14 protein-coding genes are annotated in these 13,364 nt (G+C 34.8%); 10 read left to right on the top strand and 4 right to left on the bottom strand.

Annotated features, from left to right (window positions below):
- Window positions 1–6 precede the first annotated feature (6 nt).
- From Q5N74_RS08515 to Q5N74_RS08500, 4 genes are all read right to left on the bottom strand, one after another.
- Window positions 7–168 carry a hypothetical protein gene (locus Q5N74_RS08515; protein WP_304388349.1) on the bottom strand — a complete coding sequence of 54 codons (162 nt, stop codon included), beginning with the start codon at window positions 166–168 and terminating at the stop codon, window positions 7–9.
- Between the two features lie 24 nt (window positions 169–192).
- Complete coding sequence (locus Q5N74_RS08510) at window positions 193–915, bottom strand: ThuA domain-containing protein (RefSeq protein WP_304388348.1); 723 nt, start codon at window positions 913–915, stop codon at window positions 193–195.
- A 304-nt stretch (window positions 916–1,219) separates the two neighbouring features.
- Window positions 1,220–1,459, bottom strand: coding sequence for a hypothetical protein (locus tag Q5N74_RS08505; RefSeq protein WP_304388347.1), 240 nt, complete (start codon window positions 1,457–1,459; stop codon window positions 1,220–1,222).
- A gap of 50 nt (window positions 1,460–1,509) precedes the next feature.
- Entirely contained in the window at window positions 1,510–2,415 is a 906-nt protein-coding gene (locus Q5N74_RS08500) for an AraC family transcriptional regulator (RefSeq protein WP_304388346.1), read from the bottom strand.
- A 184-nt stretch (window positions 2,416–2,599) separates the two neighbouring features.
- Here Q5N74_RS08500 and hemA point away from each other — a divergent pair, with 184 nt between their 5' ends.
- The 10 genes from hemA to hemB all read left to right on the top strand — a co-directional run bounded on the left by hemA (window position 2,600) and on the right by hemB (window position 13,362).
- The gene (gene hemA, locus Q5N74_RS08495) at window positions 2,600–3,859 is read left to right on the top strand and encodes a glutamyl-tRNA reductase (protein WP_304388345.1); all 1,260 of its coding nucleotides are present in this window, start codon (window positions 2,600–2,602) and stop codon (window positions 3,857–3,859) included.
- Window positions 3,852–5,429, top strand: coding sequence for a hydroxymethylbilane synthase (hemC, locus tag Q5N74_RS08490; protein ID WP_304388344.1), 1,578 nt, complete (start codon window positions 3,852–3,854; stop codon window positions 5,427–5,429). Before hemA ends, hemC begins: the two co-directional genes overlap by 8 nt.
- 72 nt (window positions 5,430–5,501) lie before the next feature.
- Window positions 5,502–7,244 carry a TrkH family potassium uptake protein gene (locus tag Q5N74_RS08485; RefSeq protein WP_304388343.1) on the top strand — a complete coding sequence of 581 codons (1,743 nt, stop codon included), beginning with the start codon at window positions 5,502–5,504 and terminating at the stop codon, window positions 7,242–7,244.
- A 12-nt stretch (window positions 7,245–7,256) separates the two neighbouring features.
- Window positions 7,257–7,973 (top strand): TrkA family potassium uptake protein, encoded by a 717-nt coding sequence (locus Q5N74_RS08480; protein WP_304388342.1) that lies wholly within the window; start codon window positions 7,257–7,259, stop codon window positions 7,971–7,973.
- 1 nt (window position 7,974) lies between these two features.
- Window positions 7,975–9,003 carry a uroporphyrinogen decarboxylase gene (gene hemE, locus Q5N74_RS08475; RefSeq protein WP_304388341.1) on the top strand — a complete coding sequence of 343 codons (1,029 nt, stop codon included), beginning with the start codon at window positions 7,975–7,977 and terminating at the stop codon, window positions 9,001–9,003.
- A 26-nt stretch (window positions 9,004–9,029) separates the two neighbouring features.
- Complete coding sequence (locus Q5N74_RS08470) at window positions 9,030–9,770, top strand: EI24 domain-containing protein (protein ID WP_304388340.1); 741 nt, start codon at window positions 9,030–9,032, stop codon at window positions 9,768–9,770.
- 5 nt (window positions 9,771–9,775) lie between these two features.
- On the top strand, window positions 9,776–11,065 hold the full coding sequence (gene nhaA / locus Q5N74_RS08465) for a Na+/H+ antiporter NhaA (RefSeq protein WP_304388339.1): 1,290 nt from the start codon (window positions 9,776–9,778) through the stop codon (window positions 11,063–11,065).
- 2 nt (window positions 11,066–11,067) lie between these two features.
- Window positions 11,068–11,970 (top strand): oxygen-dependent coproporphyrinogen oxidase, encoded by a 903-nt coding sequence (gene hemF, locus Q5N74_RS08460; protein ID WP_304388338.1) that lies wholly within the window; start codon window positions 11,068–11,070, stop codon window positions 11,968–11,970.
- 1 nt (window position 11,971) lies between these two features.
- Entirely contained in the window at window positions 11,972–12,358 is a 387-nt protein-coding gene (locus Q5N74_RS08455) for a YchJ family protein (RefSeq protein WP_304388337.1), read from the top strand.
- Window positions 12,359–12,372: 14 nt separating this feature from the next.
- Window positions 12,373–13,362, top strand: coding sequence for a porphobilinogen synthase (hemB, locus tag Q5N74_RS08450; protein WP_304388336.1), 990 nt, complete (start codon window positions 12,373–12,375; stop codon window positions 13,360–13,362).
- Window positions 13,363–13,364: the final 2 nt, after the last annotated feature.

The raw sequence follows: 13,364 nt of genomic DNA, 5'->3' as shown, positions 1-13,364 counted from the left end.
TTTATATCAATCTTCCTTTTTTTCTATTTTTTGCTGATGATATAATTTTGGTCGTTCTTCATTATAATCGCAATCTTGAAAAATACCACAAGAGGTACTAGAACGCGCCAACGATTTTGTGTTGGTGTTATTTGACAATGCTTCAATTTCTGGGGTTAAATATTTCATAGCTCCGTTTTTTAAATTCGACTATTAACGCTTCAAACAATATAAAATACCGCCTAAAAGATGTTGTTTAAATTCTGGTTCGGCATACGATTCGTTGGTATGTCCTAAACCTGTGTAGAACGATCGACCACCATCAAATTCATGATACCAAGCAATGGGGTGATTCTCTCCATTTTTTCCGCCTTCATAAGTTGATTCATCCAAATTCAACAAGACATTAATATCTTGATTGATTGACTTGAAATTATACCACTCATCAAAATGAACCCATTCTTTTTTCAAATGTTTGGTAGCCAGATGCGAATCATTTACACGCTTTAAAGTCGCTGTTGCTTGTTTGGGATGATTTAAAAAATAAGCACCTACTAATTTCCCAAACCATGGCCATTCATACTCGGTATCGGTCGCTGAATGAACTCCCATAAAACTACCACCATTTTTAATGAAGCTTTCGAAGGCTTGCTCCTCACTTTCATTCAAAACATCACCCGTTGTATTTAGAAAAACAACCAATTTGTATTGTTTTAAATTTTCGACAGTAAACAAGCTGGCATCTTCCGTATGTGTGATTTCAAAATTGTTCTCCGTCCCTAAGGCCTCAACTGTTTTTACACCTGTTTCGATAGATTGATGACGAAAACCACTTGTTTTTGTAAAAACAAGCACTTTATCAGGTCCCTTCGACGCATCTGTCGCTTTACAAGAAAACGTTAAAAAGATAATACATACTATTAAGATATTTTTCATGAAATTAATTTAAGGACATTAAATATTTTTTGTTCTTCACTGGATTTTGCCAAGTATTAAATACAGAATACACGATTATTTTTTTATTTTCAACTTCATAAATAACCATAAAAGGAAATCTTTTAATAAAAGCTTCATAATACGGCTTTGAGGAAAATGATTGGGGTTGGTTTTAATTCTATGGAAATAAGCATCTAAATGCATTAAAACGCTTCGCCCACCCCCTCTTGTTTCGCTTTATAATAAAGATAGGCTTCTACAATCTTAGCAGTTGCTTCTTCTTTAATTTCTAAAACGAAGGTCATTAGCAGGCCGCGTTTCTTGCCTGTTCCTTTACCTGCCCCCAAGTATAAGACTCGCTTTTCACTTTTAAATGAAGCTCGCGACGCTTATCTAGCATAGTATAATCAGCCTCATTTAGTATGAAATCCTCTTGAGCTCCCTCTTGATAGCTATCTGCTAACGCTTCCGTTAATTTTAAAAGGCGTTCATCTGCTTCATTAATATATTTTAAAACACTTTTTCTTAAATCTAAAGTTGTCATAACCGTTCGCTTTTATACCAAATATACAATTAATGTTCCATTTATTTATTTCACGATAAGGACATCAAATACTTTTTTGGCGTTGTGCCATACTTCTTTTTAAAGGCTGCTATAAAATGGCTAGACGTACTGTAACCTACTTTTAAACCTACTTCATTGACGTTATTTTCACCCGATTCTAAAAGCTTTCTGGCAACTTCCATTTTATAATCGAACAAAAAACTAAAAACAGAATCGCCATAAATTTGTTTAAAACCTTCTTTAAGTTTTTTAAGATTCAGTCCAATCTCATCGGCCAATTCTTGCAAACTTGGCGGCTCAGACATACGCGCAATAATAATATCTTTCGCTTTTCTAATTTTAATCACATTAGTTTCATCAACCAAAAACGGACATTGCTCAATATTAGCATCTTCACTTCGGTTAAAATACAAACTTAAAAGCTCATAAGCCTTTCCTTTAAAGTATAAATCTTTAATGGATTGATTCAAATTGTAATTAATTAACTGATTGAGTACAATAGCCATAGACGGTGTTATACTACCATCTTTATAATATTTTTTATCCTTATTATCTTCATTTAAAAAGGAAATATAATCGGCCTCTTGAGAGAACAGTCCGTGAAATTTTTTAATAGAAATCAACACAGAAACCATCCAAGAATGTGGGCTAACTTGCAAGTTTATAGGTAAATCGCGTTGTGGGTTGTACAACAATAACGAGTTCTCTTCGAGAATATTAAGCACATAACGCCCCTCGTTAAACATAAATTTACTAGAACCTTTTACGCAAAAATGAAATTGAATATAATCGCTATGTATTTCTTTAAGAACACTTTGCGTTTCGCTTCCATCATTTTTATAAACCAAAACTAAAAAACCATCGTCTACTTTAGTTTCTTCAAAAGAACTTACAGCGTTATTTTTTTGCAGATTTTTATCGTTATTTTCTATCATGTTATTTAGATTTATTCTAAATTAATCACTCAAAACACATCGGTTTTACTGCAAAAATATGACTTTTATCATATATTACTTAAAAAACAACCCAAAAAACCACAAACGACACTAAAAGTTCTTTCAGCGTTACTTTTTAACTAATCATACACATACATTTGTCTACGGAATTACAAACACAACAATGCACCAATATAACATATCTAAAAGCAAATACTTTTATGCCATTGGCTTAAGTTATAAAAAAGCTGATGCCGACATACGAGGCCACTTTAGTTTGGATGAAGCCGCTAAGCTAGCGCTGCTTAACCAAGCTAAGGAAAATGCTATTGAAAGTTTAGTGGTAACTTCTACCTGTAACCGTACTGAAATTTACGGCTTTGCAGAACACCCGTTTCAATTAATCCAATTACTTTGTGATAATACAAGAGGCACGGTTGAAGAATTTCAAAAAGTAGCTTACGTTTATAAAAATAATGATGCCATTGCGCATATGTTTCGTGTAGGCTCTGGTTTAGATAGTCAAATTCTTGGTGACTTTGAAATTATAAGTCAGTTAAAAATAAGTGCACGCGTTTCTAAAAAACTAAATTTATTAAACCATTTTACAGAACGTTTAGTAAATGCCGTTATTCAAGCAAGTAAACGTATTAAAAATGAAACCGAAATATCATCAGGCGCGACTTCCGTATCATTTGCATCGGTTCAATACATTTTTAATACCGTTGAAGACGTTTCAAACAAAAATATTTTACTTTTTGGTACTGGAAAAATAGGTAGAAATACCTGTGAAAATTTAGTAAAGCACACCAAAAACGAGCATATCACTTTAATTAACAGAACGAAAGGAAAGGCAGAACAAATTGCTGGGAAATTCAATTTAATAGTTAAAGATTACGCCAATTTACAAGAAGAAATTCAGGCTTCAGACATTTTAATTGTTGCCACAGGCGCTCAACGCCCTACTATTGATAAACACATCATCCAATCGACCAAACCACTTTTGATTTTAGATTTATCGATTCCTAAAAATGTGGATGCTAATGTTGAAGAATTGGACAATGTGACTTTGGTTCATTTAGACCATTTATCTCAAATTACAGATAAAACTTTAGAAGCACGAAAAGCACACATTCCGTTGGCTGAAGCGATTATTGAAGAAGTAAATTCAGAGTTTAACGGCTGGTTAGAAACCCGAAAATTCGCCCCTACTATAAAGGCTTTAAAAGAAAAACTACTCGATTTCGCTACTGCGGAATTGGATACACAACGCAAAAAAAATAGCGATTTTAACGAAGCACAAGCAGAGTTAATAAGCAACAACATCATACAAAAAATAACAAATCATTTTGCTCATCATTTAAAAGATGATGGCATTCCCACTGATGAAAGCTTGGAACTTATAAAAAAGGTTTTTCAGTTACAACCCACAACACATGTCTAAAATTATAAGAATTGGTACCCGCGATAGCGAATTAGCGTTATGGCAAGCCAAAATAGTACAAAATCAACTTGAAACTTTAGGTTTTAAATCACAATTAGTGCCTGTAAAATCTACAGGCGATTTAGTTTTAGACAAACCACTTTACGAATTAGGTATCACCGGTATTTTTACCCGTACTTTAGATATCGCCATGTTAAACCATGATATTGATATTGCAGTACATTCTTTAAAAGATGTGCCTACGGTATTACCTAATGGTATTGTACAGGCTGCTGTTTTAAAACGTGGGAACGTAAATGATACTTTGGTTTTTAAAGATAACGAAGAATTTTTGGGTTCTAAAGAAGCTATCATTGCAACTGGAAGTTTACGCAGACGTGCACAATGGTTAAACCGATTCCCAACGCATACTGTTGTAGGGTTACGCGGTAATGTAAATTCTCGTTTAGAAAAACTCGATGACAATGAAGATTGGAACGGTGCTATTTTTGCTGCTGCAGGTATTGGCAGAATAGGTATTAGACCCGAAGAAGCCATCAATTTAGATTGGATGATTCCGGCACCTGCACAAGGAGCCATTATGATTACAGCTCTAGCGGAAGATGAATTTGTTCTTGACGCTTGTAAACAGCTTAACCACGAAGAAACCGAAATTTGTACCACAATAGAACGTCAATTTTTAAATAAATTGGAAGGTGGTTGTACAGCCCCTATTGGCGCTTTGGCTTACATTAAAGACGAAGAAATAAACTTTAAAGGTGTTCTTTTAAGTATTGATGGTTCTAAAAGAATTGATGTGACCCGTGTTAAAAAACTAGGTGAACACCATGATATGGCCGAGTATTGCGCCAATTTTGTAATTGAACGTGGTGGCAAACGTTTAATGGATACCATTAAAAACTCACATAAAGAAACCAACGTCTATTCAACAAAATCGTTCACTGAAGATCAACGTTTACTTTTTCATGAAAAAGTAACTGTGGAAAGCAGCGACTTCATTAAAATAAGTTTAAATAGAATTCACCCACGTTTCTTAAAAAACGAGATTGAAAACGTTATCATTACTAGTAAAAACGCGGTTGAAGCTTTACTTACTAATTTTTCACCTCTAGAACTTCAATTTAAAAATATTTATTGCGTGGGGCGTCGTACCAAACGCTTAGTAGAACAAAAAATTGGCAAAGTCACTCACTTTGAAAACAATGCTAAAAAACTAGCTCAATATTTAGTGGAGTTTATGGAAGGTGCTGAAGTGACTTACTTTTGCAGCGATTTAAGACTAGACGATTTACCAACTGTTTTAGCAGAAAACAACGTAAAAGTAATAGAAGTTGAAGCCTACCAAACCAAATATGATGGTTTAAAAGTAGAAGACACGGTTGAAAGCGCTATGTTTTACAGCCCGTCTACGGTTGAAAGTTTTGTACAGAAAAACAAAAGCGAGGTTATTGCTTTTTGTATTGGAGACTCTACAGCAAATGAAGCTAAAAAACACTTTAACGATGTAAGAATTGCTAAAGTGCCAACCGTTGAAAGTGTTATAGAATTAGTAAACGAGCATTATATTTAATTAGTTGCTAAACGTTTAAACGCACAACTTATAGAACTTTTATAGGCTACCTAAAGTGAAATCATCATCACTATGAAAAGAGAATCTGTACTCAATTATATATATCGTTTTTTCGATATTATTGTTCTTTTTTTCATTGTATTTGATTTTGGTTATGACTTTGCGCAAAATTTCACCTCAGCACACGTTGCCAGTTTAATAATACTTTCGTTTTTCCTACTCGCTTTTAATGCTTTTAAATTTTTTGTTTATCAGTTTAAAAAGGGGAAAACCATTGCATTTGTAAACATGGTTATTATTTCTGTATTGTTGGTAACTTCGCTTATAGTCGCATTATTCCATCTTAATCACGATTATCATTTCATTTTACAAAAGATAAAACCCGTTTTAGAAACGGGATTAATCCTTTACTTCCTTTTAAGGTTATTCGTTTTAGTAAGACATATTTACGATGTGTATTTTAACCCCGCGATTGTATTTGTGGGTAGCTTCATTATTTTGGCATTGGCAGGCGCCTTTCTACTTATACTACCAAGTGCTACCACCAACGGTATAAGTTTCACGAACGCTTTGTTTACCGCAACCAGCAGCGTATGCGTTACCGGACTAGCGGTTGTAGATACCAGCACCGATTTTACTGTCATGGGGCAATCCATCATTTTAGTATTAATACAATTGGGAGGTATTGGTATATTAACTTTCACATCATTCTTTGCTTTTTTCTTTAGAGGAAGTTCTTCCTTTAAAGAAGGTTTAAATACCAAAGATTTTTTAGCTCATGAAGGTTTGAAAGATGTTTTTAGAGTGGCATTAAACGTGGTCGTTTTTACGGTTGGTGTAGAAATTGTTGGCGCCCTATTTATTTACACATCGATAACATCAAATCCGGATATCGAAAATCGGTTTTTCTTTTCTATATTTCATTCCATTTCGGCATTTTGTAATGCAGGATTTTCTATATTTTCATCTGGTTTATTCAATGAAAGCATCCGTTTCAATTACTTTTTCCAATGGATCATTATGATTCTAATCGTTTTTGGAGGTCTTGGACATCACATCGTTTTCAATTTTTATAATTCACTAAAAACCTATGTGTTGGAGTTATTCAGAAAAAAAATAATCCATAAGCGCATACCTCTAATAACTTTAAACTCTAAAATAGTTATTTACACAACTATCTTACTGCTTTTTGTTGGCTGGATTTTCTTGTTTATTTCTGAATATAGCAACACCCTTTTAGAACATACCACCGTTTTTGGTAAAATTACGAATGCGGCTTTTAACTCGGTAACCCCCAGAACAGCAGGTTTTAATGTGGTAGATTATTCGCAAATGACGGTACCTTCATTATTATTTATTATATTTTTAATGTGGGTTGGAGCCTCCCCAGCATCAACCGGTGGTGGTATAAAAACAAGTACCTTTGCATTGGCTACTTTAAACATATTTGCCATTGCTAGAGGAAAGAGTAGAATAGAAATTTTTGGAAGACGCTTTTCAGCTGAATCAACATCCAGAGCCTTTGCTATTTTATGCATTTCACTTATTGTAATTGGTTTAGCCATTATGGCTTTATTAATTTTAGAACCTAAAGACACACCGCTATTAACGGTCGTTTTCGAATGTTTTTCGGCTTACAGTACCGTTGGTTTAAGCCTAAATTTCACACCAACACTTACTGATGCTAGTAAATACATTATAATTGCTGTTATGTTTATTGGGAGAATAGGAATGCTCAATTTAATGATTGGTTTATTACGCCAAGTAAACCACCAGTTTTATGAGTATCCAAAAGAAAATATTTTAATTAACTAAAAGTGTAACTGGATGAAAATAATTGTTTTCGGACTTGGAAATTTTGGTACTGCTTTATCCTTTAGCCTCACCGAAACAGGCAACGAGGTTATCGCTATAGATAAACAAATGGATAAAATTAATCTTGTAAAAGATAAAATTTCGCATGCCATTTGTATGGATTCTACCAACGAGTTGGCCTATGAAGCGGTACCGCTAAAAGATGCCGACAAAATTGTAGTTGCCATTGGAGAAAATGAAGGGGCGGCTATTATTACCGCTGCTATTATTAAAAAACTATGCGACGTTAAAATTATTAGTCGGGCGTTATCACCCATTCACGATACCGTTTTAGAAGCGATGGGCATTCACAGTATAGTACACCCCGAGCAAGATTCGGCAGATAGACTTACGAAACAAATTAACTTTAAATCTACGCTTGAAAATTACCAGCTAGATAATAATTATACCATTTCCGAAGTCAAAGCAAAAAAAGAATTTTACGGTAAAACATTGCATGAGCTGGATTCTATAGATAAATACCACCTCACTTTAATTACCATAATTCGGGAAGTTGAAAAGAAAAATTTAATAGGCAAAAAAACAATAGTAAAAGAAACCCTAGGTCGTACCTCGCCAGATACGGTTGTTTTAAACAACGATATTTTAGTAGTTTACGGTAATAATAAAGACATTGAAAACTACTGTATGGGTGAAGAAGAATACGATTTAAGAAATAAGAATATTTAAGATGATAAAAAACGATTTATTTTTAAGAGCATTAAAAGGAGAAACTGTTGAACGTCCACCTGTTTGGATGATGCGTCAAGCGGGACGTTATTTACCAGAATTCATGGAAATAAAAGCAAAGTATGACTTTTTCACACGTTGCCAAACTCCAGAATTAGCCAGTGAAATTACAGTACAGCCTATTCGCCGTTACGGTATGGATGCTGCTATTTTGTTTAGCGACATTTTAGTAATTCCACAGGCTATGAATATTGAGGTGCAAATGAAGCCAAATTTTGGCCCATACCTTCCAAACCCTATTCGCACGTCTAAAGATGTGGACAATGTGATTGTACCCGATGTTAAAGAGTCTTTAAACTACGTTTATGAAGCCATCAAAGCGACTAAAGAACTGTTGAATGATGATATTCCTTTAATTGGTTTTGCAGGTTCACCATGGACGATTCTCTGTTATTGTGTACAAGGTCAAGGCAGTAAAAACTTTGATAAAGCCAAAGAATTTTGCTTTACAAACCCAGTTGCTGCACACCTATTGCTTCAAAAAATAACAGATACGACTATTGCGTATTTAAAAGAAAAAGTAAAAGCAGGTTGTAACGCCGTTCAAGTATTCGATTCTTGGGGAGGCATGCTTTCACCTGTAGATTATCAAGAATTCTCTTGGCAATACATGCAACAAATTATTGATGCTGTGAAAGACGATGCTCCGGTAATTGCCTTTGGTAAAGGCTGTTGGTTTGCATTAAACGATATGGCTAAATCTGGTGCTTCTGCTTTGGGTGTAGACTGGACCTGTTCGGCAAGAAATGCCCGTTATTTAACTGGTGGAAATATTACGCTTCAAGGTAATTTTGACCCATCACGTTTATTATCGCCACCTGCAGAAATCAAGAAAATGGTGCACCAAATGATTAATGAATTTGGGAAAGACAAATACATTGTAAATCTTGGTCATGGTATTTTACCTAACATTCCTTTAGAAAATGCAAAGGCGTTTGTAGATGCTGTTAAAGAGTATAAACCTTCTTAAGTTTACCTACGAAGAAAACTAGGATCATGATTAAAAACATAGCCTTAGGAATACAAGCTTATTTCGGAGCTTTTAGTTTAATTTCAAAACTAAAGCTCTGGAAATACTTTGCGATCCCAATGCTTATTAGTGTTTTTGTTGCAATTATTATTGGTGTGTTTGCATACAGCCTTTCAGATAATTTTGGCGCATACATTTCCAAAATTTGGACTTGGCGATGGGGCAAAGAAACCTTCACAACCATTAGCAACATTATAGGTGGATTATTAATTGTACTTATTGGACTCATACTTTATAAGCACATTATTATGGCGTTTTCTGCACCTTTTATGAGTCCGGTATCCGAAAAAATTGAAGCGCATCTAGTCGGTACTATTCACCCACACAGAACCAGTTCTTTTAGCGAACAACTTTGGCGTGGTATTCGTATAAATGCTCGAAATTTAGGCATGGAACTACTTTTAACTTTGCCCATATTGCTATTGAGTTTTATACCTATAATTGGTATCGCTTCATCCGTTTTATTATTTTTGATACAAGCCTATTATGCCGGTTTTGGCAATATGGATTATACTTTAGAACGTCATTTTAAATATAATGAAAGCCTTATATTTGTGAATAAAAACAAAGGACTCGCTATTGGAAACGGCATCATATTTCTGCTATTTTTATTAATCCCTATAGTGGGCGTCATTTTAGTTCTACCTTTTTCAGTAACAGCAGCTTCAATACGAACTATTGAAGCTTTACAATTAAAAAACAAATAAATTACATGGTCCAAAAAATTATACTATCTCCTTTTCAAAAATTTGTTAAAATTGAAAGTTTTAGTGGTATTTTATTACTGTTAGCAACAGTTCTAGCACTTATTTGGGCAAATTCACCTTTAGCAGAAAGCTACCATACCCTTTGGCAATATAAAATGGGCTTTACTACCGAAAGTTTTGAATTAAACAAGCCTTTAATACTCTGGATTAATGACGGTTTAATGGCTATATTCTTTTTCTTAATTGGATTAGAGATTAAAAGAGAATTTCTAATTGGAGAACTAAATACAACTAAAAAGTTAGCCTTTCCTCTTTTTGGGGCATTAGGAGGCATGATTATTCCTGTGCTATTTTTTTTAGCATTAAACCAAAACACAGAAACTTTTAAAGGTTGGGGTATTCCAATGGCTACCGATATTGCTTTTTCACTAGCTATTTTAAAGGTTTTAGGTAACCGAATACCTTTAAGCCTTAAAGTGTTTTTAACTGCATTTGCCATTGTAGACGATTTAGGAGCGGTATTAATTATTGCCATATTTTACAGTGGTACTATTAAAATTAGCTTACTAGGAATCGCATTTTTATTCTTAGCTTTCTTATATTTTTTATCATACAAAGGCTACTATTCAAAGTTTTTATTGATTTTTTCAGGAATCATTATTTGGACCCTATTCCTAAAATCGGGCATTCACCCTACCCTCGCAGGTATTTTATTAGCGTTTTCGGTACCTATAAGACAAAAAATTAAAACACCAGAGTTTATTGATAATCTAGTAACCATAACAAACAAAATTAAAGAAGCCACTGTTTCAAAAAAACCTCTTCTATCCAAAGAACAAATTCAAGAAATTGACGAATTAGAAGATTGGACTAACAAATACCAATCACCACTTCAACATTTAGAACATAATTTACACGATTGGGTGGCTTATTTTATTATTCCTTTTTTTGCCTTAGCCAATGCTGGCGTTGTGCTAAACAGTAACATACCTTTAGACATAGCCCTAGTAATTAACATAGCTATTTGCTTGGTTTTAGGAAAAAGCATCGGTATTTCATTTATTGTTTTACTAGCAAAAAAAATAAAACTTATAGAAATCCCTTCTGATATTAACAACCTTCAGATAATAGGTGTTTCATTTTTAGCAGGTATTGGTTTTACTATGGCTATTTTTATTGCAAGTTTAGCTTTTTCTAATAGTCCAGCATATATAGATTCTGCTAAAATTGGTATTCTAATAGGCTCATTTATTTCTGCAATTGTTGGTTATATCATTTTACGATTCAAAAAATAAAAATGAAAAATAAATTTTATAAATACATTCAAAACTTACAAGACACCATCACAGCCAAACTAGAAGCTGTAGACGGTAAAGCCATCTTTAAAGAAGATGTTTGGAAACGACCAGAAGGTGGTGGCGGGCGCACCCGTGTTATTGAAAACGGTGCTGTATTTGAAAAAGGAGGTGTAAACATTTCTGGTGTTCACGGCAAATTGCCCGACAGCATGCAAAAATACTTTGGCGTTGAAGATGCCGATTTTTTTGCCTGTGGTTTAAGTCTGGTTTTACACCCTAAGAACCCCATGGTGCCCACCGTACATGCCAATTGGCGCTACTTTGAAATGTATGATAAAGACGGAACTACTGTTGACCAATGGTTTGGTGGTGGCCAAGATTTAACACCATACTATCTTTTTGAAGACGACGCTATTCATTTTCACACGGTATGTAAAACAGCCTGCGATAAACACAATCCAGAATTTTACGAAACCTACAAAAAACGTTGCGACGACTATTTCCACAATGCACACCGCAACGAAGGCCGAGGTATTGGCGGTTTATTTTTCGATTATTGCAAAGCCACCGAAACCATGTCCATGGAAAAATGGTATAATTTTGTAACCGAAGTAGGCAATAGTTTTATTAAAAGTTACGTTCCCATTGCTGAAAAGCGCAAAGATTTACCCTTTTCAAAAGAACAAAGAGACTGGCAAGAAATACGTCGTGGGCGTTATGTAGAATTCAATTTAGTGCACGATAAAGGCACGCTTTTCGGACTTAAAACCAACGGACGTATAGAAAGTATTTTAATGAGTTTGCCACCACATGTACAATGGGTTTACGACCACCAACCGGAAGCAGGAAGTGAAGAGGAAAAATTAATTCAGGTGTTACAAAACCCTAAAAATTGGGTGTAATATGACTTGTTACTGCGGAAATACTGCGACCTACCAAAATTGTTGTGAGGTTTACCACAAGAACGGTGGCAAAACAGAAACAGCCCAACAATTAATGCGTTCTCGATATAGTGCCTTTGTGTTAGCAAACGGCGATTATTTAATGAATACCCATCACCCAAAAACGCGTCCCATTAAAGAAAAAAAAGCCATTGTAGCCTGGGCAAAATCGGTAGAATGGATTAAATTAGAAGTTATAGAAACTACTAAAGGCTTGATAAACGACACGGAAGGCACCGTTACCTTTAATGCCTTTTTTTACGACAACGGTAAGATAGATGTGATTCATGAAAAATCGGCATTTATAAAAGAAAATAATAATTGGAAATACTTAAGATTAAGTAATTAAAACACATAAAAATTATGTTCCCACTTAGAAGAAACAGACGATTAAGAACCAACGAAGCTATTCGTAGTTTAGTTCGTGAAACCATCATAACACCTAACGATTTTTTAGTACCTCTTTTTGTAGTGGAAGGCAAAGGCGTGAAAGATGAAATTCCTTCCATGCCAAATTACTTTCGTTACAGCTTAGATTTATTAGAGAAGGAAGTTAAAGAACTTTGGAGTTTGGGACTAAAATCGGTGTTACTCTTTGTAAAAGTACCAGACCATTTGAAGGACAACAAAGGCGCAGAAGCATTAAATTCCAACGGATTGATGCAACGCGCCATTAAAACCGTTAAAAATGCTTGCCCAGACATGTTGGTGATGACCGATGTGGCTCTGGATCCCTATTCCATGTATGGACACGACGGCATTATTGAAAACGGCGTGATAGTAAACGATCCTACTGCCGATTTTTTAGCTGAAATGAGTATTTCCCACGCACAAGCAGGCGCTAATTTTGTAGCACCAAGTGATATGATGGACGGTCGTATTTTAACCATTCGTGAAGCTTTGGAAGATGAAGGTTTTACAGATACGGGAATTATGAGTTATTCCGCTAAATATGCTTCTGCGTTTTACGGCCCTTTTAGAGATGCTCTAGATTCAGCCCCAGTGGACATGGTTGATATTCCAAAAGACAAAAAAACATACCAAATGGATTATGGTAACCGCAAGGAAGCTATTCGTGAAACCGAAATGGATATTGATGAAGGCGCCGATATTGTGATGGTTAAACCAGGACTTTCTTATCTAGACATTTTAAGAGATATTAAAAATGAGGTGGATGTTCCCGTTGCCATATATCAAGTATCCGGTGAGTATGCCATGATAAAAGCTGCTGCAGAAAAGGGCTGGTTAAACCACGACCAAGTTATGATGGAAACAACAACCGCCTTTAAACGTGCAGGAGCAGATATCATAGCTTCTTATTTTGCTAAGGATGTTGTGAAATTGATTTCGTAACT

Source organism: Mariniflexile sp. AS56, from assembly GCF_030552475.1.
GTDB lineage: Bacteria > Bacteroidota > Bacteroidia > Flavobacteriales > Flavobacteriaceae > Mariniflexile.
This window is presented reverse-complemented; position numbering and strand designations above follow the sequence as displayed.

Excerpts from the sequence above, each read along its gene's own strand:
- Q5N74_RS08500 (WP_304388346.1), bottom strand. The coding sequence starts at position 2,415 with ATGATAGAAAATAACGATAAAAATCTGCAAAAAAATAACGCTGTAAGT.
- hemE (WP_304388341.1), top strand. The coding sequence starts at position 7,975 with ATGATAAAAAACGATTTATTTTTAAGAGCATTAAAAGGAGAAACTGTT.
- hemF (WP_304388338.1), top strand. The coding sequence starts at position 11,068 with ATGAAAAATAAATTTTATAAATACATTCAAAACTTACAAGACACCATC.
- hemA (WP_304388345.1), top strand. The coding sequence starts at position 2,600 with ATGCACCAATATAACATATCTAAAAGCAAATACTTTTATGCCATTGGC.
- Q5N74_RS08480 (WP_304388342.1), top strand. The coding sequence starts at position 7,257 with ATGAAAATAATTGTTTTCGGACTTGGAAATTTTGGTACTGCTTTATCC.
- Q5N74_RS08510 (WP_304388348.1), bottom strand. The coding sequence starts at position 915 with ATGAAAAATATCTTAATAGTATGTATTATCTTTTTAACGTTTTCTTGT.
- Q5N74_RS08515 (WP_304388349.1), bottom strand. The coding sequence starts at position 168 with ATGAAATATTTAACCCCAGAAATTGAAGCATTGTCAAATAACACCAAC.
- Q5N74_RS08505 (WP_304388347.1), bottom strand. The coding sequence starts at position 1,459 with ATGACAACTTTAGATTTAAGAAAAAGTGTTTTAAAATATATTAATGAA.
- nhaA (WP_304388339.1), top strand. The coding sequence starts at position 9,776 with ATGGTCCAAAAAATTATACTATCTCCTTTTCAAAAATTTGTTAAAATT.
- hemB (WP_304388336.1), top strand. The coding sequence starts at position 12,373 with ATGTTCCCACTTAGAAGAAACAGACGATTAAGAACCAACGAAGCTATT.
- Q5N74_RS08455 (WP_304388337.1), top strand. The coding sequence starts at position 11,972 with ATGACTTGTTACTGCGGAAATACTGCGACCTACCAAAATTGTTGTGAG.
- Q5N74_RS08470 (WP_304388340.1), top strand. The coding sequence starts at position 9,030 with ATGATTAAAAACATAGCCTTAGGAATACAAGCTTATTTCGGAGCTTTT.
- Q5N74_RS08485 (WP_304388343.1), top strand. The coding sequence starts at position 5,502 with ATGAAAAGAGAATCTGTACTCAATTATATATATCGTTTTTTCGATATT.
- hemC (WP_304388344.1), top strand. The coding sequence starts at position 3,852 with ATGTCTAAAATTATAAGAATTGGTACCCGCGATAGCGAATTAGCGTTA.